Origin of the sequence: Paenibacillus nanensis, assembly GCF_003583765.1 — a bacterium.
GTDB classification, from domain to species: domain Bacteria; phylum Bacillota; class Bacilli; order Paenibacillales; family Paenibacillaceae; genus Pristimantibacillus; species Pristimantibacillus nanensis.
Genome location: NZ_QXQA01000007.1, coordinates 1 through 23,447 on the forward strand (window position 1 = coordinate 1; position 23,447 = coordinate 23,447).

Below are 23,447 nucleotides of genomic sequence, written 5' to 3' on the forward strand. Positions count from 1 at the left end.
CGGGATGGACGTACCGCTGGTGTACCAGTTGTTCCGCCAGGAGCACCGCTGGGTAGCCAAGTACGGACGGGATAAGCGCTGAAAGCATCTAAGCGTGAAGCCCCCCTCAAGATGAGATTTCCCAATTAGTAAGACCCCTTGAAGACGACGAGGTTGATAGGTTCGGGGTGGAAGCACGGCAACGTGTGGAGCTGACGAATACTAATCGGTCGAGGGCTTATCCTAAATGATACCCAAAACAGCTAAAACGATCACTACAGCTAAACTTTCGTATCCAGTTTTCAAGGTACAAAAACCTTGGAAGAGCATGGTTGCGTCTTTTCTGAAGTCATTCACGAAGCGTAGCCAGCGAATAACGCCATATTCCCTGATAGCTCAGTTGGTAGAGCACTCGACTGTTAATCGAGTTGTCACAGGTTCGAGTCCTGTTCGGGGAGCCATTTCCTGGAGAAGTACCCAAGTGGCTCAAGGGGACCCTCTGCTAAGGGGTTAGACTGCGTAAGTGGTGCGAGGGTTCGAATCCCTCCTTCTCCGTTCGAACTTTTTCATCCGATCATTACATACGGCCCGTTGGTCAAGGGGTTAAGACACCTCCCTTTCACGGAGGTAACAGGGGTTCGAATCCCCTACGGGTCACCATCTTTTATGCCGCTGTAGCTCAATTGGTAGAGCAACTGACTTGTAATCAGTAGGTTGGGGGTTCAAGTCCTCTCGGCGGCACCACCTTATGCGGAAGTGGCTCAGCGGTAGAGCATCGCCTTGCCAAGGCGAGGGTCGCGGGTTCGATTCCCGTCTTCCGCTCCATAATGTCGGGACGTAGCTCAGCTTGGTAGAGCACCTGGTTTGGGACCAGGGGGTCGCATGTTCAAATCGTGTCGTCCCGACCATTTTCAAACAAATAAAGATTTACATATAAAGCATCGCCATTCGGATAACGAAGGGCGATGTTTTTTTGCAGTCGGCATGGTTTCCCTTCACTTAGGCAATAGTAAGATACGATGACATTACCGAGCGAAGGTGAAAGGAGAACGAGCAGTTGTTTAAGAACTATCGCAAACAAACCTTGTTATCGGCATTCTTGGTTATGCTTGCTTTAACAAGCGGGCTAACGAGCGCGTCTGCCGAGCCGTCGGCCTATCATTTCGGATTCAAGAGGAGTATCGAAGGACGGCTGCCTTCGATTGACCAGGAAGGCTTTAAGCCGATTGTAACGAAGCACGGCGCTTTGTTTCTTGGAGACACAACACGCAAGGAGCTATTTCTTACTTTCGACAACGGCTATGAGAACGGCTACACCGCAAAAATTTTGGATGTCCTTCAACAAAAGAAAGTGCCAGCAACCTTTTTTGTAACCGGACATTACGTGAAGGACCAGCCGGAGCTGCTGAAGCGTATGGTAACCGAAGGCCATATTATTGGCAATCATTCATGGAGCCATCCCGATATGACGCAGCTGTCAGAGCAGTCGATTAAATCGGAGCTGGAAAAGGTGAAAGAACAGGTTACCGCCGTTACCGGACAGCAAGAGATGAAGTATTTACGACCGCCTAGAGGCATTTTTAATGAAAAGGTTTTGGAGGCTAGCAAACGATTCGGATATACGAGCGTATTCTGGTCGATTGCGTATAAGGACTGGGACGTAAACGCGCAGCGGGGGGCTGACTTTGCCATGCAGCAAGTCACCAAGCAGCTGCACCCAGGAGCGATTCTGCTGCTTCACTCCGTGTCAAAGGATAACGCAGAAGCACTAGGCAGCATCATTGATGAGGCGCGGCGTCAAGGGTACGAGTTCAAAAGCCTGGATCAAATCGGCAGCAGCAGCCCGCAGCAGAATACGCAGCAACAACAAACACAGCAATAACGAAACGAAAGCAGCTTATGACCATCGATCGGTCGTAAGCTGCTTTTTGATTACCGGTTTTGACTTATTAAGCGGTCAAACATCGGGTTATACTTTTGTTGAACCATCGTACGTTCCTTCGTTAGAACATCGCCAAGCTTTTTCGTGCTCATACCGCTGTGGACACGGTATTTCACGAGCGGTTCGTTTAAATAGTGAAAATCGTAATGCTGCAGGATTCTGCACCACAAATCATAATCCTGCGTTCCCTTCAAGCTCTCATCAAAATAACCGACCTGCTCGAATACCTCTTTTTTTAACATGACGGTACAGCCATTAATGACATTACCTTTCTTCATTGCCGTATAGAAGGCTATTTTGTTCGGAAAAACGCTGCCGAACTGACCGGTTATTTGATTATGCTCATTTATATGATAAAAAGCCGTATAGCTTGCGTCGGCTTGGCGTGCTTCCATAAACGCTGTTTGTTTTTCAATTTTGTCCGAGAGATACAAATCATCGGAGCTCAGCCATGCGATATAATCGCCTCGAGCCTGCTTGATACCAGCATTTAGAGCACTGCCGGTTCCGCCGTTCTCTTTCTCCATGTACCGGACTTGGCCGAGATAAGGATTGATGTTGTCCTTATGCAGCGTTGAGCCGTCATTCACGACAATGACTTCGATAGCCGGATAAGTTTGAGCAAGAGCGCTCTCCACGGAGCTTGAAATATAAGGACAGTTGTACGTAGGTATCACAATGGACACCAATGGTTTGGAAGCATCCAGCGGAAATTCCCCCTCTCTCATCATGAAATGTCGTCATGCATATTACGAAGCGAATCGGCAAGAGATTGATAGAGGCCGGCTAAACGGGTCTCCATATGCTCCCAGCTGTACTGCTCACTCATTATTTTGCGGGCATTATGACTCAGTCTTAGAAGCTCTTCCCGGTTTTCGGATAAATAACGGAAAGACTCTGCATACTGGCTGGCGGTAGGATTCGGATGTTCAATTACGATCCCGCAATCGTGTTCGCGGACGAAACGGGCCATCTCCGGACATTCGTTCACGACAACAGGCACGCCATTATTCAAATAGCTAAACAATTTATTCGGCAGAGCCACTTGATAATTGATCGGAGTGGAGGATGCTTTAATATCGTAATCGATCCAGCCGACATCAACATCCTCCATGTATTCGGGGATCCGATAATAATCGACCCAGCCGCACAACTGGATGTTGCTTTTTATCGGCTCCGGTATATTTAGCGATTTCCCGGCTACTCCGCCTAAAACCTTGAAGCGGAACGGAAATTGCCTGCTGCATAACGAAGTGATCTCGAACAGCTTGGCGCTGCTGCCCTTATCCTTGTGCATATATCCTTCATAGCAAGCAACAAATTCATCTTTGGAAACCGGCCGAGGCGTATAAGAGGCGGACAGCGGCGGCGAATTATAGAGAGTAACGGTATGCAGCGAAGGCATGTTGTCTGTATACCACTTCTCCATCGCATCCGATACCGTAACGACACTGTCTACCTCCCCCAGCATACGTTTCAATAAAGGGACCTTGTTCCCTTCCGTAATCTCATGGCTGTCGTAGATCAGCTTCACGTTTTTTCCTCTAGTTTGCTGCAGCGCTCGCTTAATCCCGACTCCGGAATATAAGGAATGGTATTCGTGCGCGTGATAGATATCCGCGTTTTGGGCTAGGCCTACTTTAAAAAGCGGGTCATTGAAAAAGCTGTACCCTTCGCTTTGGATCGCCTTCTCCATATGGGCTTGTTGAGGCATGACAGCTTTATAGGAAACGATTTTAACCGATTTGTGAACAAACACGGAGCTGCGAAAACGGTCCTTGAACGGTGTACCGTCAATGTCGTACATAAGCCCGTCCTTATTGCGAGGGACGACCATCGTCACGTCATATCCCAATTTGACAAGACTTAGCGCTTCCCGCTTGAAGATGCGAGCATCCAGGAAGGGGTGCTGGAGCACAAGCATGCATACTTTCAAACGGGGTTGATTGGGCGGATTCAATCTTAGCACCTCCTTTAGCCTAAGTTGTAAGGGTAATTTCTGCCGGATTGATTCATCCATGCTTTTAACTGCGGCAGCATAACCTCATAAGGCAGAGGATTATAGGAGAATTCCTGCCGGGTATTGATTAAGCTTTTGTCGGAAGGAACGGTGTTAACGGGATGAATGGTAAGGTCGTGCCGGTCAAAAGTATCACGGAATAATACGAGAAGGTCGTATTTCGATATTTTCGGCTGAACCGCTAAATGGACAAGTCCGCTTAAACGCTGGGTGAATGACCATTCGATCGCTTTAGCCAGCTCCAGCGTCGTAACGCCGTTCCAATAGACGTTGCGGTAGCCTTTCATATCGCCTTGCTGCCGCATAAACCAATGGAATAATCCAATGCCGTTCGTTTTCAATTCGGGACCGACGATCGAAGTGCGAATGGTAAGATGAGGAGGCTGAACGACTTCGCCTAACGCTTTTGTTTTTGCATATACCGTTAAGCCATCCAACGCGGAATGCTCGGTATAATGGCCCGATCGTCCGGAGAAGACGCAGTCGGTGCTAATATGAATAAGCCGGAAACCGAATTGATTGCCCCAGCCGCTGAGCAAGTGAGGGAAGAGACTGTTCACATAGACAGCCTCCCGTATATTTTTTGCCGCCCGGTCGTTGAGAAGCCCAGTCGCGTTTATGACGAAATCCGGCTTGGTTGTTCTGAGCCATTGTTCGACAGCTTGATAATCGGTTACATCCAAGCGGCTGCAGCGGGGATCCTCGCATTCGCTTCTAACGGTATAGACGACATCAAAGCCCCGCGAAGTTAAATAATCGACGATCATATGGCCGGCCATGCCGCCGCCTCCTAACAATGCGATCTTCAATCGAGAAACCCCCCTTCCTGCAGCATAGCTTTGATTTCCTCTTTGGAGAGGAGCGTGAGATCGGAGTGATATTGAGTGAACCCGGCTTTTTCGAGCGCGGAATATTTGTCATGAAGAGGCTGAGAGGCCCCCTCGGGCAATATGACATAATATTGTCCGCCGAATTTGTACGTACGCTCCGCCTCATAAGGGGATACCAGCACCTCATGCAGCTTTTCGCCGGGCCGTAACCCGATAATTTTCAAAGCGGATGTGCCGTCCGAAAAATGGTCGATCAGCACTTCGGCCAGCTGGTCGATTCGGCACGCTTTCATTTTCATGACATAGGTTTCTCCGCCGACCGATTCAATGGCCGCTTTGAGAAGCAGGTCGATCGCTTGAGACAGAGTAAGGAAAAAACGCGTCATCTTAGGCGAAGTGAGCGGCAAATCTTTTTTCTGAAGCAGCAAATTTTTGAAATACGGCACGACGCTGCCTTGTGTGCCGAGCACGTTGCCGCCCCTCACGCAGACGAAGCGGGTCGTATCGCTTAAGGCGTTTGCCCGAATCATGAGTTTCTCGGCGAACGCCTTCGTCATGCCGTAAAAGTTAATAGGGTCTACCGCTTTATCGGTAGAGACATCGATTACTTTTTTGACGCCATGCCGGATGCTGGCGTTTATTACGTTTTCCGTGCCGATCACATTCGTTTTGAGCGCTTCATCCGGCTGCAGCTCACAGATCGGCACATGTTTCAGCGCGGCTAAATGGAATACATAATCCGCGTTCCGGCATGCTTCGGATACCGCCTCTTGGTCGCGAACATCGCCGATCATAAATCGAAGCGCGGGATGCTCGAAGGAACGCTGCATTTGAACCTGTGCAAATTCGTTGCGCGAGAAGACGCGAATTTCTTTCGGTTCAAAGGAAAGCAGCTTGCGCGTTAATTCCTGCCCCCATGAGCCGGTTCCTCCGGTAATGAGTATTGTTGCGCCTTCAAACATGATGGAGACCTCCTAATACCATATTGACGACTTTCGTAGAAACATCCGGATCCGTATATCCTTCCGGACATTGCCAAGAATGGCGGGTATTCATCATCAGCTTCACACATTCGGCTATCCGGTCCGGCTGCGTGTCCGAGACGACGCCGCTGCCGCAAAGAATGGTCTCCGGTCTTTCGGTACTGCGCCGGATAATGACGGCCGGCACGCCAAGGATGCAGCTTTCCTCCTGCACGGTGCCGCTGTCGGTCACGACGCATCTGGCTTCGGATTGCAGCTTAATGAACTCAAAAAAGCCAAACGGCTCATGCAATTGCAATAGGGGATGGGCGGAATCTACCCCGAATGCTTCCAGCTTCGCTTTCGTCCGCGGATGCACGCTGCAAACAACGGGGATCTGAAGCTCGTCAGCGATGTTGTGAAGACCTTGGATAATGTTCCGCAAATTTTGTTCCCGGTCAACGTTTTCAGCCCGATGCGCGGTTACAAGCACATAGTTGTTAGGCTTAAGCTGCAGCTGCGACAGAATATCGCTCTCACCGATCTGCTCGCGGTAATGCTCGATCACCTCATAGATCGGATTCCCGCTCACCCAAATGCGGGTAGCCGGTATGCCCTCCCTCAAGAGATTGTCCCGCGCGCCTTTTGTATAAGGCAGATTAAAGGAAGAGACGGTGTCGATGACTTTACGGTTAAGCTCCTCCGGAACCCGCAGGTCGTAGCAACGGTTGCCGGCTTCCATGTGGTAGACGGGGATTCCGATTCTTTCGCTTAATACGGCGCACAGCGCGCTGTTGGTATCTCCCAGTATAAGAAGGCGGTCAGGTTGTTCAAGGCGCATAATGGCCTCCAGATCGGCAAATAACTGGCCCACCTGCTGACCGAAGGAATGGGATTGCAGCCCAATCGTATAGTCCGGCTTGCGCAGCTTTAATTGCTCGAAAAAGATATCGTTCAGATAGGGCTGTTTGTTCTGCCCCGTATGAACGAGAATATGCTTTGACGCGAGTTGGTCCAGCTTCGGAATAATTCGGCTTAAACGAATAATTTCCGGACGCGTACCAAGAACCGTCATTATTTTCATGATGCTGCCTCCTCTCTTAAGATGTTGGATCTTGACGGATGCCGCCTTTGCCATCCGCGATGCCGATAATTCGCGTTGGGTGGAGGATGCTGTCCACAACGATGTCCCCTTTTTTGCCAATGACTCCGCCGGCGACATAATGCTGTCCATTTCGGGCTCTGCGGCCGGCCGTCTCATTCATAAATTTGTCCGTATACAAGATGCTGTTAATGACGGAAGGGAAGGCGATTCGAATATCCAGCCTGAATAACCGATGACCTAATGCGTTCGCCCGCTGCACCGCCTCTTCATGAATCGTTCCAATACCGGCGTCGATAATAAGCGCATTCGGGGACAAAACGGTTACCATGTCCGGCGTAATGACAGGTAGCCCCTGCGTAAGCCCAACCAGAAGGCGGGCGCCTTTGGAAGCTTCGAGCTTCGAATCGGAAGAAGCTAGCTTCCCTGACGCATATTTGTTTTTGACCATATTCAAGGCGTCAGCCAGAAGCGGCCCCTTGTCATCTCTTCGGCATAAGCTTACCTGCGCCCCGCGCTCGGCCAGAACAAGGCCAAGCTTGGCTCCGATATTGCCAGCGCCGATGATGGCCGCTTTCGTCTGCGACAAATCCGGAAGCAGGTGGCTGATAAGCAAGTCGCAAGCGAGCACAGTGATGTCGTTGCCTTTATACGTTTTGATCCGGCTCCGCCGTACGACGGACCCGGCTAACGCGAGGAAAGAAGGCGAATCCGGCGTTTTGCTTTCCGCATCGATGAAGATATAATCGGCCTTTCCGTCTGCGAACGAACAAATTTCGAGAAGCTGCGCCGCATGCCGGATGATCAATGAACAGGCAACGAATTCAGAGGATTCCCTTGAAGGAGCGATAATGAGCGGAGGATTGCCGGCGCGGGCAGTTGTGCCGATCATAACGATTGAGGCTCTGCGGCTGGCGGCAGCATGTTCAACCATGGATAGAATGGCCGACTTCCAATCTGCGCTTGCCTCGTTCATTCCGCTGATTCATTCCCGTCCGACAAGTCATCAGCGTTATTCGCAATAATCCGGAGCAGCAGCTGCATTGCGCGGTCAGCATCCTGAGGGGTAAGCTTAGCCAGCTGCTTCAAGTTCCGCGATAAGATGTCTGTGTTCAGCGGCATGGGCTGGATGACGGAAATATGGGGATTAGCGCTTGGGGCGATTCGTTCTTCATCGTAGGTTAATGATTCCTTCACTTTCTCGCCTGGACGGATTCCGATAAACTGGATGGCAATGTCTTTATCCGGCTCCAATCCGGCTTCGCGGATTAACGCTCTGGCAAGCTCCACGATTTGAATAGGCTCGCCCATATCGAGGATAAAGAGCTCGCCGCCTTTAGAGAGGGAACCGGCTTGCAGCACAAGGTGCACGGCCTCCGGAATGGACATGAAGTACCGCACCATATCAGGATGCGATACCGTTAACGGGCCGCCCCTAGCCAGCTGTTTTTTGAATATGGGGATGACGCTGCCCCGGCTTTCAAGCACGTTGCCGAAGCGAACGACGGCAAATTGCGTAGCGCTGTTTTCGGATAGCTGCTGAATAATCATCTCGCTGACCCGCTTCGTTGCCCCCATCACATTGGCGGGATAGACGGCTTTATCCGTTGATATAAAAATGAATTTCCGCGCGCCGCTCTGCTTGGCGATCGTTGCAACGTTTTGTGTGCCCCATATGTTGTTCTGTATAGCCGCGATACGGTTTCTCTCCATCAAAGGAACATGTTTATGAGCGGCAGCGTGAAACACGATTTGCGGCTTATAACGCTGAAACACATCCCGCAGCTGAAGCTCATCTTGAATATCGACGATCAAGCTTTCGACCGGCACATCAGGGAATCGATCCTTTAGAATCAAATCAACCGAAAAGATGCTGTTCTCTCCATGTCCCAGAAGAAGAAGCTTCCCGGGCTGATGCAAGGCAACCTGAAGCGCAAGCTCGGATCCGATCGATCCGCCTGCGCCTGTGATGAGCACAACTTGGCCGCGAATATAGTCGCTGGCTCCATAAAGCTTGCTGATGATGACAGGTTTTCTGCCGAGCAGTCTGCTTACGTCCAAGCCATGGATGTCTTTTTTCATCGACTCCGTTCACTCCCTCCTAAGCTCAATATGTTTCTAGTATATTCAGAGAGTGTGAGATTGCTTGGTTTATAGCCTGTACAGGGAGAGAGGGACGGAAAGCAAGGCGGCTGCCGTTCCGCTTGAAGCGGGTTTGTGTACGATAGAGAGAATGAAAGAAATGACGCTTGCGGCGCAAGTTTTGCTTCGCAAGTCGTAATGGAGGCAAGCATATGAAAGTTCTTCATCTGCCCTATAATCCGGCGGGACAAATGAGCTCGCAAGCGCTGGCGTTAAGGAAGGCCGGCATAGAGGCTTCTTTTTGCTCCTACGGGAGCAATGTATTTAAATATCCGACCGATATCCGGTCGCCTATTGCCAATCAAAGCACAGCCACGGGGCAAAAAAACGCGATCCGGGCATTTATGACGGATGCCATGGAGCGTTACGATATTTTTCATTTTCATGGGGCTTTAACGTTTTCGAACAGCTATCAATATAGCGATCTTCCTCTTCTGGCTGATCGAAAAAAAATAATGAACTTTTGGGGCTCCGAGGTTAGACGATTGTCAATCGCGAAAAGAAGCAATCCTTACAATCGAGTCAAGCACACCGATGAAGCAGCGATTGTGAAACGATTAAAGCTGTTGTCCAAGCATTTTCAACATGTCATTGTGCCGGACTATGAAATTTACGAATATGTAAAGGACTTTTTCCCTAACATCCATACCGTCCGTTATGTGGTCGATCACGAGCGTATCGCCCCTGTCTATCCCGATCCTGCTAAGCCGCGCCCGCTGGTCGTGCATGCCCCTAGCGATCCCTACTTGAAAGGCACCGAGTTTGTGCTGAGAGCCGTTGAAAACTTGCATTCAAAAATAGATTTCGATTTTGAGTTTATTCAGAAGATGCCTCATGAAAAAGCGCTTAGGAGGTACGCGCAGGCGGACATTATCGTAGACCAGCTGTGCATCGGCGTCTATTCGATCCTTTCGATCGAAAGCATGCTGATGGGGAAACCGGTCATCACGTATATAAGGCCGGACTTGCAGGAGCATTACCCGTCCGACCTCCCGATCGTTTCGGCGAGCCCGGATACGATCGAATCAACGCTGCAAGATTTGCTTTTGAATCCGGAGAGACGGAGGGAGCTTGGCATGAAGGGCCGCGAATATGCGATGAAATACCATGCTCCCGAGGTGATCGCGCAGCGGCTGATCGATGTTTACAATCAATTATAAGGCTGCGGAGCGCTTCGTTTTTCTGTAATCGCTGGGGCTCATGTCGAGCCACTTGTGAAACTGGTTAATGAAATGATTGTAGCTTTGAAAGCCGACGTCGTACGAAATCTCGGCTGCGCTTCGGTCGGTATGCTCCAGCAGGAGCGCGGCCTGGCGGATTCGCATTTGGTTGAGCGCGTCGATGATGGACTGTCCGGTGCACGCTTTGAATAAATGGGAAAGACGCGATGCGGACAGATGGACGGAGCCGGCAAGCTCTTCGATCTTAATCGGCTTATGCATATCGCGGGAGAGGCGGTGCAGAACTTCCTCAATGCGGCTGTCCAGCCGCCGCTCTCTTCTGCGCGCCAGCAGGATCAATATTTCGTTCAGTGAATTGAGGCATAGATCATTCCAATAATCGTACTGCTCCCGGGAGTCGGACAAAATTTTCATAAACGCCCGATATATTCTTTTTTTTGCGCTTTCGTTTTGAAGAGTCAGGTTGTAGAGAGGTTTATCGGGCAATACTCTTGTATGCAAATGCTTATCGTCGAAATGCGCCCATACGAAATGCCAGTGCCCGCCTTTTACCGTCCCGTATTGATGAGGGGTGCCCGGTCTCAGCAGCGTGATGTCGTTTTCTTTGCAGACCAGCCGTTGTCCGGGAACCTCGAAGTAGCCTTCGCCGCCAAGCGTATAGGTGATTAACCAATCCTTCATCCCTTCAGCCCGGACGCAAGAATACGTGTCGGGCTCATTGAAGTGCCCGGCAATAACGAAGCCTCGATGGGTCAAGCCGTCTCCCGCGGCAATTTGATCTCGATTCATTCCATGCGCCTCCATTAGAAGAACTATGCTCTCAGCATAACGCAAGTTTAGGGTGACCGCTAGCGGGATAGCAGGATTGTGTGACGATTCAGCTTGTTTGTTACTTCATTGGCCGGACCTGTCATTTTATACTCGAATTAGAACGACAGCATCCAATGAAGGAGGATATGGTTATGCGTTATTTGACTTTAGAGCAAAAGCGGCAATTCGATACGACAGGTTATTTGATTGTAAAAGGGTTATTTACGAAGGAGCAGCTTGAGGAGATTGAGGGAACATTCGAGGAGATCAGTCACCAGGTAATCCCCGGACATTTCGAACCGAACCTGGACGCCGCAGTTTCCGACCCGCTCAGCCGTTACCCGCGCGTCATGCACCCGCATCGATTTAACGAAACAGCCAAAAAGTATATGCTCCACCCCCCTGTCATGGATATTTTAGCGGATCTCTATGGGGAGGAGGCGCTTGCCGCGCAGAGTATGTTCTACTACAAGCCGCCGGGCTCCCGCGGGCAAGCGCTGCATCAAGACAACTTCTATCTGAAGGTGGAGCCGGGGAATTGCATTGCGGCATGGACGGCCGTCGATGCGGCGGATGAAGAAAACGGCGGCCTGCTCGTCGTGCCGAAGACGCAGGATTACGAAATCGTCTGCCCGGAATTGGCCGACTCGAAAGAGTCGTTTACGACCCATTTCGTAAAGCCGCCAAAAGAAGAAAAAGCGATTCCGGCAATTATGGAAAAAGGCGATGTTCTCTTTTTCAACGGCAATCTGATTCATGGCTCTTACCGCAACAAAACAAAGGACCGGTTCCGCAGAGCCTTCATCTGCCATTACGCGAACGAATCGGCATCGCGCATCGCCGGCTATTACAAACCGTTGTATCGGGCGAACGGCGAACCGGTGGAGCTGGAAACCAATCAAGACGGAGGGCCTTGCGGCATCGAATTCGAGAATGTCTATCCTCATTGACGATGGCGGCCGGCAAGGGAGCAACCGTATGAAGTTAAAGGTGTACAAATCGTTATGGGGAATGGCAGGCGATTGCGAAGAGCAAATCGCCCGGGCCGCGGAAGCGGGTTACGAGGGGATCGAGGCGCCGCTGCCCGGCAAACAAGACAAAAAACGTTTCATGCAGGCGGTTGAACGTTATCGTTTATCGTATATCGCTTTGATCTACACGCACGGAGCTCATCAGGACAGCTTTGCCGAGCTGGTCGCGCGCGCTGCGGACTTTCGGCCGGAACTCATTGTCGCGCACAGCGCAAAGGACAGCATGAATGAGAAGGAGCAGGACCGTTTTTTCGAAAAGGCTTTGCAAGCCGAGCAGGAACGGGGCATACCAGTCGGTCATGAAACGCATCGCGGGCGCGCCATGTTCACCCCGTGGGCTACGGCTAGACTATTAAGAAAGTTTCCCGAGCTCCGTATAACGGCTGACTTCAGCCACTGGGTGAATGTATGCGAATCTCACCTTGAAGATCAAGAGGAAGCGATTGAGCTTGCGATTCAAAAGACGATTCATATCCATGGCAGGATCGGGTTTCCCGAAGGGCCGCAAGTGCCGCATCCCGCATCGCCGTATTTCAAAACCGAGCTGGAGCTATTCCTCGGCTGGTGGAAGCGCATATTCGCCCATCAATTCCAAAGCGGCCGGAAAGAGGCGACCTTCACGGCGGAATTTGGGCCTCCGGGATATATGCCTGTCGATCCCTTTACGAATAAGCCGGTTGCAGATTTGTGGGAAGTGAATGAGTGGATGACAGACCTGATGAAGGAACGGTTTCAGGAGCAGTTTCGTTAAAAACGAGAGGCCTGCGCTTCGAGCGCAGGCCTCTTCCTCGTGAACGAATTGAATGGGCTTAACGATATGCGGGAAGCCAGCTGCCATGCGCCTCGATCAGGTCGTCGCACAAGGCGATAATTTGGTCAAGAGGAAGCTCCGCGGACGTGTGCGGATCGAGCATGGCGGCATGGTAAATATGCTCCCGCTTGCGTGTAATCGCAGCCTCAACGGTGAGCAGCTGTGTATTGATATTCGTGCGGTTCAGCGCCGCGAGCTGCGGAGGCAGATTTCCGACGTGAGTTGGCGTGACGCCGTTCCGGTCGACGAGACAGGCGACTTCAACACATGCTTCGGTTGGCAGATTCGTAATCAATCCGGTATTCATCACGTTCCCGTGAATGCGGAACGGGTTGTCCGTCTCGATCGCTTCCAGGATGTAGGAAGCGTATTCATGGCTTCTTGTATGCTGAAGCGCCTTGTCGTTTACGAGCGATTCGCGCATTTCCGCCCAGCCATTGATTTGGTTGACGCAGCGTCTTGGGTATTCGTCAAGCGGGATATTATATCGGTCAATCAGCTCGGGATAAGCGCTTTTAATAAAATAAGGATGGTATTCCGCGTTATGCTCGGACGATTCCGTCACATAGTAACCGAATTTGAACATGAGCTCATAGCGCACCATGTCATGATGCTTCTCCGATTGCTGTCTCTTCATTGCTCGTTCCTTAATTTCCGGATACAAATCGACGCCGTCCTTGCTGATTTCAAGCAGCCAGGCCATATGGTTGATGCCTGCAATATGCCATTTCACGCCGTCGCTCTCCATTCCGAGATGGCGCAGCAATTCCGGGACGCAAGCTTGAACGCTGTGGCACAGCCCGACTGTTTTGATGCCGCCGTACGTATTCATCGCATTCGTGAGCGCGGCCATCGGATTGGTGTAATTCAGAAACAACGCGTCAGGACAAACCTCCTGCATGTCGTTTGCGAAATCCAGCATGACAGGAATCGTGCGAAGGTTGCGGAAAATGCCCCCAATTCCGACCGTATCGGCGATCGTTTGCCGCAGGCCGTATTTTTTCGGCACTTCGAAATCGGTGATGGTGCAAGGATCGTAGCCCCCAACCTGTATGGCGTTCACCACATATTTGGCACCGCGCAGCGCTTCTTTGCGGTTGGAGTACGATTTGATGCTGCACGTGCTCCCGCTTGTACGCTTCAAATTTTGCAGCATCTGCTCTGAATCCTGTAACCGTACCGGGTCAATATCGAAAAGCGCGATTTCCAAACCTTGAAGCGCCGGGGTCAACATAATGTCCCCTAAAATATTTTTAGCAAAAACGGTGCTGCCTGCTCCGATAAACGTAACTTTGGACATCTTCTTTGTCCTCCTGTCTTTTAGGCTTACGGCTGCGCGCACAGCTGCTTTCTTCTTCAGTATAGGATCGATAGAAAAGAAAACATATGGAAGGATATCGGGATAATATGGAGAAATGTCATATTGTTCATGATGCGTTCTACTAAGCGTGTTAAGGAAGTGACGATATGGAAACGCACTACGAGTGGCAGCTGTCGATCAACGAGGCCCCATTAAAGGGAGAAATGTCGGTTTTATTCAGCGGCCAAGGCAAGCCGGTAGAAGGGCATTTTATCGGGCCGGCCGTCCATGACTATTATTTGCTGCATGTCGTGCTGGACGGGGAAGGGGTATTCGAAACGTTGGGGGAGAGCTACAAGCTAAGCGCTGGGGACGCCTTCGTTATATTCCCGGACATTCTCGTGCGTTATGAAGCGAGCCGAACGAAGCCGTGGTCGTATATGTGGGTTGCCTTCGACGGCGAGGGGACGGAGCAGATGCTTCGCGGAATCGGGATAGCTCCGGACAATGCCGTTATCCGGGCCTGTCCGCTAACCCGGCTGCGCAGACAGTTCCTTCGAATACGCCGCAGCATCGGCGCGAGCGGGACGCCTGCGTTATCGAATCTCGAAGCTTCGGCGTGGCTTCGAATGGTGTTGACCGACGTTGGACGAGTGCTGCAGGACGGATCGTCCGGGCAGACCGGTCGAGCGGACCATGCCGGAATGAGCGGAGAGAGGGCTGTCCCTTACTCTGGCTCCGGCCACAGGTCCTTCCGCAGCGTGGATCAGGCGATCCGGCTGCTGACGCTGCAGTTCGGCCAGTACACGTCCATTGACCAGATCGCGCGCACGCTCGGCTACCATCGTTCCCATTTGACGAAGCTGTTCAAGGATGCGACGGGGATGTCGCCAATGCAGTATTTGTACAAGGTTAGAATGAAGAAGGCGGAAACGCTGCTCGCAAGCGATTTGACAGTCGCTCAGGTAGCGGCTTCGGTCGGCTACAACGACCCGTTATTTTTCACCAAGCAGTTCCGCAAATGGAGCGGGAAATCGCCTACTGCGTTTCGGAAACACCAAGCGGAGCGGGAGTGAAGATGAAGTAGAATTCACCAAGCCGGAGCTGTTAATTACCGAAGATTGTTAAAAAAACGCGGTTTTGTCTAAAAAAAGCGCATTCTCCTTTCGCCGGTTATGTCCTACAATGAACGTATTTCACGGTGAACCAATCGATTGCGTTTAGACGAAAGACATATAACCGGGTTATAAAGGAAGGCGGGCAACAGGGGCGCGATCGAATCGCGCCCCTGTTCTGCCTTTGACGTTAGCCCCGGCCGATTAGGCTATAATCGTATTAGACAGAATGAAGGGGGAGCCTCTATGAACGTTACGGTCGTGCTGGCCGACGACGAGCCGCTTATCCTGAAAGGCCTAAGCAAGCTCATTGCATGGGAGGAGCATGGCGTAAGCCTTATTGGATTCGCGTGCGACGGGCAGGAGCTTTTGGACCTGATCGAGGAGAGGAAGCCCGATATCGTCATAAGCGACATCAGCATGCCTCATCTTACCGGCATCGACATCATTAAGGAAGTAAAGCGGAGGAGCCTGCCGTGCAAAGTGATTTTCATCAGCGCTTACCAGGAGTTCGCTTACGCGAGAGACGCGATCTCATACGGCGCGGTCGATTATTTGGTCAAGCCCGTTCGGAAATCCGATCTGGAGGACGTGGTGGCAAGGACGATCTCGCTCATACGCGAGGAGAACGAAGAGGATCGGCTTCGGAGCAAGCTGGACCATCTCGAGCGGAAAAACCGGGATGATGAGATGGGAGGATGGCTGGAGCAGCTGGCCGAGGGGACGCTGTCCGAGCAGTCGGAAGGCTATCGCTATTTGCGGCAAAAGCTGAAGGGGCCCTTGCATGCGGTCGGCGTCGCCAGAATCGATCCGGCAGGCAACGACAATGGACGCTGGCCGGCTGAGACGCAAAAGCTGGTGGAATTCGCCATTCTCAATATCGTGCACGAAAGCATGGAGACGTTCGGTCCCGGTTATTCCTTTGTCAAAGCGGGAAGCTATGTGTTTGCGGTCAGCTGCGAGGAGCCTGACTTGCCTGCGCAGCTGGCGGAGACGATCAAGCAGAACGTCATGAATTTCTTGAAGCTGAAGGTTTCCGTTGGCGTTGGGGAACCCGTGCGAAACCTCTCGCAGCTGATGCTTTCCCGTAAGCAGGCGGAGCTGGCGCTGTCCATGACGTATTTCGCGGGACTTAACCGGGTCATTCCGTACCGGAAGCTTGAGCCGCGTAAAGACCGAGAGAAGGAGCTGTTCGCGCTGGAGTCCGAGATCATTCGAGCGCTGACCGGAGGCTCCTGGGAGGATGCGCGTTCCAAGATGGGAACGCTTCTGCAGGTGGTCGAATCGGCGGCGATCGGCAACCGTCAGCTTGCGGTATCGACCTGCTTCTCGGCGCTGCTTCATATCGTGCAGGAGGTGAAGAAGGCGGAGGTGCCGATATCGGACTGGGGCTTCGATATTCAGCATCTGCAAAACCGATTGGAACAGTACGAGACATACGGAGCGCTGTGCGACGGCGTATACGATATGCTGCAGGAGCTGTTCGACCGGATCGGAGATAACCCTGCCGGCAAAGAGCAGAAGCTGATCGCGCGCGTCATTCAATATATTGACGAGCATTACATGGACGACATTTCCTTGGAATCGGTCGCGGCGATCGCTTTCATGAACCCTTATTACTTCAGCAGCTTCTTCAAAAAGCAGATGAAGCGCAACTTTAAGCAGTACGTAACCGACCTGCGGATGGAACAGGCCATGCAGCTTCTGAAGCATACCGACATGATGGTCTACGAAATCGCTGAGAAGGTAGGGTACAACAACGCCAGACATTTCAGCGACATGTTCAAAAAACAAACAGGCAAGCTGCCTCAGGAATATAAAAACGCGCTGAGGGACTAAGAGGGGGAGCGGCATGTCAGTTATTCGCAAGTGGTGGAACAGCGTGTTCGTGAAGTTTTCAGCCGCATTCCTGATGGTTGGCCTTATTCCGCTCATCGCGCTAAGCGTATTCTCGCTGCAGGCCTTCACCGGGCACGTGGAGCAGTTCACGGTCAACAATTTGAAGCAGATGTCCATGTACATGAGCTACAACGTCGATAATTTTTTCTCCGACTACGACGAAATTACACGTCTTATGTATACGGGACGCTACGAAGGCTACTCGCATACGGAATCGGTAAACCAGACGGTTAACGTGAACGAACGCGAGCAGATCAACAATATTCCGATCGCCGCTTTTCTGCGAACGGTATTGTATAGCGATAAGCATATCCGCAGCGTGTTTTTCGTCCGTTCGAAGGACGGCAAGCTGTATTATGAGACAAGACAGAGCAGGCCGCTGCAGGCGGAGAAGCTGCCGGTAGCCGAGTGGCTGGAGCCGCTGGCCGAACGTCCGAACTATCTGTCCGTCTATCCTACGCACAGCGAGTCGTATTATAATGCCCCGAACCAGAAGGCGATTACGTTCGGGCGCAATCTGATCGATATCTCCGGCAAGTTAACGGCGGAGCCGAAGGTGGTCGGGAGCTTGTTCATCGATGTCGATGCCGGCGTGCTGGACAGCTTCTTCCAGGAGCTCAATTTGAATAAGGAAGACGAGCTGTATGTGCTGGACGGCAATGACCGGCTCTACTACAGCAATCGGCCGGATCCGGAGCATGCGGCGTCCTTCGCGGTTCGCGATGATGCCGGATATCTGGTGTTCAGCGACGATATTCCGTATTTGAAAGGGCGCGTGCTTGTGCGGGTTTCCGAAAAAAGCTTGTTCCAGCAGCTGACCTCGACGCAGTCGGCTGTCTATATCGCCATAGCCGTTTGCGCGGTCGCGCTTCTTGGCATGGGCACCTTATTCTCGCGGAGACTGGCTTCCCCGATCCGGCAAGTGCTGCAGCATATGAATAAGGTCGAAATGGGAAATTTGGACACGCAGATCCGGCACTACGGCAAAGACGAAATCGGCCGGCTGGCATTCGGCTTCAACCGGATGGTGGAGCGGCTTAAGCTGTTCATTAATGACGCATACGTGGCGGAAATCAAACAGAAGCAAGCGGAGCTGAACGCCCTCAAAAGCCAGATTCGCCCTCATTATTTGTATAACACGCTCGAAGTAATCCGGATGAACGCCGTCTACAATGATGACGGAGAAGTAGCCGACATGATATTGGCGCTGTCCAATCAGCTCAAATATGTGATCGACTACGGCGAAGACTGGGTCTCCTTGCAGGAGGAGCTTGATCATCTGCAGGACTACTTCTATATTATCCGAGTCCGGTTCGAAAGCCGCTTCGACCTGCGGGTCCAGGTCGCCGACGACGTCCGGACGAGCTTCCAGCTGTTAAAGCTGTCGCTTCAGCCTCTCGTTGAGAACGCGATCCAGCATGGCATTCGCCCAAAAGGCGGCAAAGGAAGCGTCCTTGTATCCGTTGAGCGCTCGGAGGATCAGCTTGCCGTCACCATATTCGACGACGGAGCCGGTATCAGCGAGAGTAAGCTGAAGGAGCTGCGGGACCTTCTGGACAAGCCGGAGGCGCCGAGCCGGAACGTCGGGCTCAAGAACGTGCACGACCGGATCAAAACGATATGCGGAGAGCCGTACGGCCTTTCGATCAGCAGCATCGAGCATGTGGGCACCTCGATCCGCCTAACGTTTCCGATTATGGAGAAACATCTTAAATTACCTGCACATGACGCTTAAAAAACTTCATTCATCGGCTGGGCTTGCGATGTTAATCTGTTAACAAGGAAGTCGACATCCTTGATAGCAGCGCTGATCACAAAAGGGAGGTTCACAGAAAGATGGCAAAAAAATCGTTTCTGCAGCTGGTTTCCTTCATCATGGCGGTGTCGTTGGTATTAACGGCATGCGGAGGCTCCAATAACAATACGGGAGAGGGCGGCAATTCGCCGTCAAACGCGCCGTCGAACTCGGGAGGCGAGGGGGACAAGCAGGATCCCGTCACGATCTCGATCGCTTACGCGACCGGCGATCCGGCTACGAAGCAGGCGATCGAAACGACGATCGACGCGTTCACGGAAGCCAACCCGCATATCACCATCAAAAATATTAGCGAAACGACAAGCGATTCGTATCTGGATTGGCTGAAAACGAAGGACGCGGTCGGCGAATTCCCGGACTTGGTCGAGATGCGCGACACGAAGGTGTTCGCGGACGCGGGCAAGCTGGCGGAGCTGCCGGCGGAGCTTCACGATTTGTTCACGTATTTGCCGGAGTACGAAGGCAAATTTTATAACGCGCCGCTGACGGGCAATGCCCCTAACGGCATCATTTACAGCAAGAAAGCGTACGCCGACGCAGGCGTGACCGAGCTGCCGAAAACGTACGACGAGTTCCTCGCCGTTCAAGAGAAGCTTGCGGCAACCGGCATTTCTCCGATCGTCGTGGGCGGCAAAGATTTGTTCCATATGGGCTTCTGGGTGAACTACTTCCTCATCAATAACGTGTATAAGGACGATCCAGACTGGAACTCCAAGCGCACGGCGAAGACGGCGAGCTTCACGGATCCGCAAGTGGTTCAAGCGATTACCGATTACAAAGAGCTGTTCACGAAGTATGTGGACAAAGGCTGGCTAAGCACGGGCGACAATCAGACGGCATCGATGCTGGTGACGGGCAAAGCGGCGCAGCTGTACTCCGGGCCATGGATGTTCGGCCAAATTGCGGAAGCGGACCCGAGCTTCGAATTCGGCTTCTACGCGCTGCCGAACCGCGACGGCTCGGTCATCATCAACGGATTGCCGACGCTGGCGGGCTGGTCTCTATCCGCGGAAGCGGCCAAGGATCCGGCGAAGGTTGAGGCGGCCAAAGCGTTCATCCAATTCTTCTTCGATCCGGCCCAGTACAGCCCTTACCTGGCGACGGTTAACGGCATTCCAACGACCAAAGCTGAAGTGACCTACGAGACGAGCGAGCAGATGCAGGAAGTGCTGAAGTTAATGGCGGATTCGTCCGTACCGAAATCGATGATGATCAATCAGTGGTTTGGCGAAAACGCGATTCCGCCGCAGTTCCGCAACTGGTTCTACAAGCTCCTGCAGGATCTGATCGTAAATGACGGGGACGTTACGGAATATATGAAGCAATCCGATGCGGAATACGACAACAACGTAATAGCGAACAATCAATAGCGCCCAAGGCAATGAACACGCGAGATAACCTCTGCCTACCCGGCGGAGGTTATTTCGCTAATAGAGGCAGGAGGAGAGCGTCATGAGTGCCACGGCAACGGGCAAAAAAAAGAATCAATGGTGGCGGAGCTACGCGATATGGTTCATACTGCCTGCGTTAATTCTGTACAGCGTGTTCGTTATGGTTCCCACCTTCAGCAGCGTATATTTGAGCTTCACTTCATGGGACGGCCTTAGCTCGGACATTCGTTACATCGGCTTGGACAATTTCAAGGAAATATGGGAGAGCCCCCGGGTTCATAACGCGTTAAAAAATACAATTATTGTAGCCGTTGCGCTTGTGCTGCTGGAGAATGTGGTAGCGCTGCTGCTTGCGATATTAGTCGATCAGGTACGCTGGCTCCGCAACTTTTTCCGCAGCATTTTTTATTTCCCGGTGCTGATGAGCGGGATCATTATGGGCTTTATATGGATGATTATTCTCAATTACAATTTCGGGGTCGTCAATCAGCTGCTTGATATGCTGGGACTTGGCGCGGTCAAGACCGATTGGCTAGGCGATCCGGACTTTGCTTTGTTATCGATTATATTGTCAACCGTATGGAAGTCCTCAGGCTACTATATGATCATCTATCTGGCAGGGCTGCAGGGCATTCCGCAGGAGCTTCTCGAGGCGGCAAGCATCGACGGAGCGGGGAAGTGGAAGCAATTCCGGCATGTCACATTCCCGCTGCTTGCCGGAGCGACGACGGTGTGCGTCATGCTGTCGATGATCGGCTCGCTCAAGCTGTTCGATCAAATTGCCGTCATGACGAACGGCGGTCCGGGCTTTGCGACCGAGACGTTGACTTACATCATCTATAAAGTGGCGTTCGGCGAGGGCAGGCAAGGCTTCGGCACGGCGCTGGCCATCGTGCTGTTCGCGCTCATCCTGGTCATTTCGCTTATCCAGATTCGCGTGCTTCGCAAGAGGGAGGTGCAGATGTAAGATGGGAGGCAAAGCCAAAACGCCGGTAACGGCCGGCAGCTACCTTGTATTCGCCGTCACTCTCGCGGTCGCTGTTTTGTTCGCTTTTCCAATCTTCTTCAACATCATGTCCGCCTTCAAGTCGAACGCGGAAATTATGCGGGACGCGATCGCGTTCCCCCAAGGATTCTACATTGAGAGCTTTAAATATTTGCTGACGGAGACGGAATATCCGAAAGCGATGCTGAACAGCGCGATTCTGACGCTCGGCTCCATTGCGGCTATGATCGTGGTCATACCGATGGCGGCTTACGCTATCGAACGGACGAACAAGGCATGGACCAACGCCGTCTATGTGTTCTTCCTGTTCGGGATGATGGTGCCGTTCCAGGTGTACATGATCCCGCTGTTCAAGCAATTGAACTTGATGGGGCTGTTCGGCAACCTGCTCGGACCGATCTTTATTTACATTGCCGGTTCCGTCGGCTTCGGCGTCCTGCTGTACACCAGCTTTCTAAAAGGCGTGCCGCGCGAGATCGAGGAGTCGGCCGCAATCGACGGCTGTTCGCGGATCGGCATCTTCTGGCGCATCGTGTTCCCGCTGCTCGGTCCGGTCACGGCAAGTATGGTCGTATTGCAAGGTCTCGGCATCTGGAACGACTTCCTTATGCCGATGCTCGTCCTGCCGTCCGGACAGACGAAAACGATGATCGTCGAGCTGTTCTACTATGTCGGCGAATTTTCCTCGCGCTGGGATATGATCTTCGCGGGCACAACAATGTCGCTTGTGCCGGTGCTGATTGCGTTCCTGTCGCTGCAGAAATATTTCGTCAAAGGCGTGTCGTCCGGCGCGATCAAAGGGTAACCGGATAATAGGCAAAATCTCAACATTTTCGGACCCGTTTTGCAAACTTTGTCCATCTGGACGCTGCTACAATAAACGAAAATGCTCAAGCAATTAATGGAAAGAGGGAAGCGCAGCATGTTGAAGGAATCGGATCGGGTGTGGCTCCAGAGCGTCATTGATAAAATTACGCGCAAAATGGATTGGGTCAGCGAGAAGACGCGCCATAAGATCCCGTATACGACGATCGACGGCACGTACGACGACCGTTCGGCGGTCAACCCGTCAGGCGACGAGGCTGACGGGATCTGCTGGTGGACGAACGGTTTTTGGGGCGGCATGATGTGGCTGATGCATCATGAAACCGGGCTCGAGAAATATAAGGAAATCGCGCAAATATCCGAGGAAAAGCTGGACCTGTGCTTTCAGAAGTTTTACGGTCTTCATCACGATGTCGGCTTTATGTGGCTGCCTACCAGCGTGGCGAATTACCGCGTAACCGGCAATCCGGAGTCGCGCAAGCGCGCGCTGCACGCCGCCAATTTGCTCGCGGGACGGTTCAATCTCGCCGGAGGGTTCATCCGCGCTTGGAACGATCTTGCGGATGGCGATACGCGCGGCTGGGCGATCATCGACTGCATGCTCAATATTCCGCTGCTGTACTGGGCTTCCGAGGAGACGGGAGACCCGCGCTTCAAGCAAATCGCGATGAAGCATGCCGATACGTCGATGGAGACTTTCGTCAGACCGGACGGATCGGTGAATCACATCGTCGAGTTCGACCCGTGGAACGGCGGCGTGGTGAAGACGTACGGCGGACAGGGCTACGAGGAAGGCTCGTCTTGGACGAGAGGGCAGACTTGGGCATTATACGGCTTCATGATGAGCTATATTCATACGGGAAAGGACGAGTACCTGCAGACGGCGAAGCGCATCGCCCATTATTTTATCGCCAACATCCCGGACAGCGGCATTATTCCGGTCGATTTCCGTCAGCCGGCCGAGCCTAGACGCGAGGACGATACGGCCGCCGCGATCGCGGCATGCGGCTTGATCGAAATCGCGAAGCGCGTCGGCGGCTACGAGAAGGATGTCTACCTGAACGCGGCGCTTAAGCTGCTGCGCACGCTCGATGCGTCCCGCAGCGACTGGACGGAGGCGACAGACGCCATTCTGCAGAACGGCACCGGCGCTTATCATTCGAAATCGCACCATCATGCGATCATTTACGGCGATTATTATTTTATCGAGGCGGTATTCAAGCTGAAGGGCAACGATTTGTACCTGTGGTAATGCCGCGCTTGCAGCAGCACAACTGAAAGGAAG

The 23,447-nt window shown here is 52.3% G+C and carries 21 protein-coding genes, 6 tRNA genes and 1 rRNA gene; 19 read left to right on the forward strand and 9 right to left on the reverse strand.

Annotated elements, in window-relative coordinates; genetic code table 11:
* The 8 genes from D3P08_RS12635 to pdaA all read left to right on the forward strand — a co-directional run.
* A 23S ribosomal RNA gene (locus D3P08_RS12635) occupies positions 1-225 on the forward strand; the annotation flags it as partial.
* Between the two features lie 139 nt (positions 226-364).
* Positions 365-440, forward strand: a tRNA-Asn gene (locus tag D3P08_RS12640).
* Positions 441-446: 6 nt separating this feature from the next.
* Positions 447-534 (forward strand) — tRNA-Ser (locus tag D3P08_RS12645).
* A gap of 30 nt (positions 535-564) precedes the next feature.
* A tRNA-Glu gene (locus D3P08_RS12650) sits at positions 565-639 on the forward strand.
* 8 nt (positions 640-647) lie between these two features.
* A tRNA-Thr gene (locus D3P08_RS12655) sits at positions 648-723 on the forward strand.
* Positions 724-729: 6 nt separating this feature from the next.
* Positions 730-804 (forward strand) — tRNA-Gly (locus tag D3P08_RS12660).
* A 6-nt stretch (positions 805-810) separates the two neighbouring features.
* Positions 811-887: transfer RNA gene (locus D3P08_RS12665), tRNA-Pro, on the forward strand.
* Between the two features lie 197 nt (positions 888-1,084).
* The gene (pdaA, locus tag D3P08_RS12670; RefSeq protein WP_119600221.1) at positions 1,085-1,861 is read left to right on the forward strand and encodes a delta-lactam-biosynthetic de-N-acetylase; all 777 of its coding nucleotides are present in this window, start codon (positions 1,085-1,087) and stop codon (positions 1,859-1,861) included.
* A gap of 50 nt (positions 1,862-1,911) precedes the next feature.
* Here the strand turns inward: pdaA and D3P08_RS12675 are convergent, their stop codons facing one another.
* The 7 genes from D3P08_RS12675 to D3P08_RS12705 are packed head-to-tail and all read right to left on the reverse strand — an operon-like array spanning position 1,912 to position 8,917.
* Positions 1,912-2,652 carry a glycosyltransferase family 2 protein gene (locus D3P08_RS12675; RefSeq protein ID WP_119600062.1) on the reverse strand — a complete coding sequence of 247 codons (741 nt, stop codon included), beginning with the start codon at positions 2,650-2,652 and terminating at the stop codon, positions 1,912-1,914.
* Positions 2,649-3,881, reverse strand: a complete 1,233-nt coding sequence (locus D3P08_RS12680; protein WP_119600063.1) for a glycosyltransferase — start codon at positions 3,879-3,881, stop codon at positions 2,649-2,651. Before D3P08_RS12680 ends, D3P08_RS12675 begins: the two co-directional genes overlap by 4 nt.
* Positions 3,882-3,895: 14 nt before the next feature.
* Positions 3,896-4,750, reverse strand: a complete 855-nt coding sequence (locus tag D3P08_RS12685; RefSeq protein WP_119600064.1) for an SDR family oxidoreductase — start codon at positions 4,748-4,750, stop codon at positions 3,896-3,898.
* Positions 4,747-5,733, reverse strand: a complete 987-nt coding sequence (locus D3P08_RS12690) for a polysaccharide biosynthesis protein (RefSeq protein WP_119600065.1) — start codon at positions 5,731-5,733, stop codon at positions 4,747-4,749. Before D3P08_RS12690 ends, D3P08_RS12685 begins: the two co-directional genes overlap by 4 nt.
* Entirely contained in the window at positions 5,726-6,817 is a 1,092-nt protein-coding gene (wecB, locus tag D3P08_RS12695) for a non-hydrolyzing UDP-N-acetylglucosamine 2-epimerase (protein ID WP_119600066.1), read from the reverse strand. Before wecB ends, D3P08_RS12690 begins: the two co-directional genes overlap by 8 nt.
* A gap of 16 nt (positions 6,818-6,833) precedes the next feature.
* Positions 6,834-7,811 carry a Rossmann-fold NAD(P)-binding domain-containing protein gene (locus D3P08_RS12700; protein WP_119600067.1) on the reverse strand — a complete coding sequence of 326 codons (978 nt, stop codon included), beginning with the start codon at positions 7,809-7,811 and terminating at the stop codon, positions 6,834-6,836.
* Positions 7,808-8,917 (reverse strand): UDP-N-acetylglucosamine 4,6-dehydratase family protein, encoded by a 1,110-nt coding sequence (locus D3P08_RS12705; RefSeq protein WP_119600068.1) that lies wholly within the window; start codon positions 8,915-8,917, stop codon positions 7,808-7,810. Before D3P08_RS12705 ends, D3P08_RS12700 begins: the two co-directional genes overlap by 4 nt.
* Before the next feature lie 64 nt (positions 8,918-8,981).
* On the opposite strand from D3P08_RS12705, the gene D3P08_RS27885 reads away from it, so the two are divergent.
* Both D3P08_RS27885 and D3P08_RS12710 read left to right on the forward strand, forming a co-directional pair.
* Positions 8,982-9,116, forward strand: a complete 135-nt coding sequence (locus tag D3P08_RS27885; protein WP_276311157.1) for a hypothetical protein — start codon at positions 8,982-8,984, stop codon at positions 9,114-9,116.
* Positions 9,117-9,129: 13 nt separating this feature from the next.
* Entirely contained in the window at positions 9,130-10,137 is a 1,008-nt protein-coding gene (locus D3P08_RS12710; RefSeq protein ID WP_119600069.1) for a glycosyltransferase family 4 protein, read from the forward strand.
* Here the strand turns inward: D3P08_RS12710 and D3P08_RS12715 are convergent.
* Complete coding sequence (locus D3P08_RS12715) at positions 10,132-10,947, reverse strand: helix-turn-helix domain-containing protein (protein ID WP_119600070.1); 816 nt, start codon at positions 10,945-10,947, stop codon at positions 10,132-10,134. The two genes, D3P08_RS12710 and D3P08_RS12715, sit on opposite strands and share 6 nt — an antisense overlap.
* 173 nt (positions 10,948-11,120) lie before the next feature.
* On the opposite strand from D3P08_RS12715, the gene D3P08_RS12720 reads away from it, so the two are divergent.
* Complete coding sequence (locus D3P08_RS12720; RefSeq protein ID WP_420819034.1) at positions 11,121-11,918, forward strand: phytanoyl-CoA dioxygenase family protein; 798 nt, start codon at positions 11,121-11,123, stop codon at positions 11,916-11,918.
* A gap of 28 nt (positions 11,919-11,946) precedes the next feature.
* Positions 11,947-12,750, forward strand: a complete 804-nt coding sequence (locus D3P08_RS12725) for a sugar phosphate isomerase/epimerase family protein (RefSeq protein ID WP_119600222.1) — start codon at positions 11,947-11,949, stop codon at positions 12,748-12,750.
* A 58-nt stretch (positions 12,751-12,808) separates the two neighbouring features.
* Here the strand turns inward: D3P08_RS12725 and melA are convergent, their stop codons facing one another.
* Positions 12,809-14,110, reverse strand: coding sequence for an alpha-glucosidase/alpha-galactosidase (gene melA, locus D3P08_RS12730; protein WP_119600072.1), 1,302 nt, complete (start codon positions 14,108-14,110; stop codon positions 12,809-12,811).
* A 167-nt stretch (positions 14,111-14,277) separates the two neighbouring features.
* Between melA and D3P08_RS12735 the strand changes: the two genes are divergently transcribed.
* The 7 genes from D3P08_RS12735 to D3P08_RS12765 all read left to right on the forward strand — a co-directional run bounded on the left by D3P08_RS12735 (position 14,278) and on the right by D3P08_RS12765 (position 23,414).
* The gene (locus D3P08_RS12735; RefSeq protein WP_119600073.1) at positions 14,278-15,186 is read left to right on the forward strand and encodes an AraC family transcriptional regulator; all 909 of its coding nucleotides are present in this window, start codon (positions 14,278-14,280) and stop codon (positions 15,184-15,186) included.
* 285 nt (positions 15,187-15,471) lie between these two features.
* Positions 15,472-17,064, forward strand: coding sequence for a response regulator (locus tag D3P08_RS12740; protein ID WP_119600074.1), 1,593 nt, complete (start codon positions 15,472-15,474; stop codon positions 17,062-17,064).
* A 13-nt stretch (positions 17,065-17,077) separates the two neighbouring features.
* Positions 17,078-18,859, forward strand: a complete 1,782-nt coding sequence (locus D3P08_RS12745) for a cache domain-containing sensor histidine kinase (RefSeq protein ID WP_119600075.1) — start codon at positions 17,078-17,080, stop codon at positions 18,857-18,859.
* 101 nt (positions 18,860-18,960) lie between these two features.
* A complete protein-coding gene (locus tag D3P08_RS12750) occupies positions 18,961-20,310 on the forward strand; it encodes an ABC transporter substrate-binding protein (protein WP_119600076.1) in 1,350 nt (449 codons plus the stop codon).
* Positions 20,311-20,392: 82 nt separating this feature from the next.
* A complete protein-coding gene (locus D3P08_RS12755; RefSeq protein WP_119600077.1) occupies positions 20,393-21,298 on the forward strand; it encodes a carbohydrate ABC transporter permease in 906 nt (301 codons plus the stop codon).
* A 1-nt stretch (position 21,299) separates the two neighbouring features.
* Complete coding sequence (locus D3P08_RS12760) at positions 21,300-22,142, forward strand: carbohydrate ABC transporter permease (protein WP_119600078.1); 843 nt, start codon at positions 21,300-21,302, stop codon at positions 22,140-22,142.
* Between the two features lie 117 nt (positions 22,143-22,259).
* Complete coding sequence (locus tag D3P08_RS12765) at positions 22,260-23,414, forward strand: AGE family epimerase/isomerase (RefSeq protein WP_119600079.1); 1,155 nt, start codon at positions 22,260-22,262, stop codon at positions 23,412-23,414.
* Positions 23,415-23,447 lie beyond the last annotated feature (33 nt).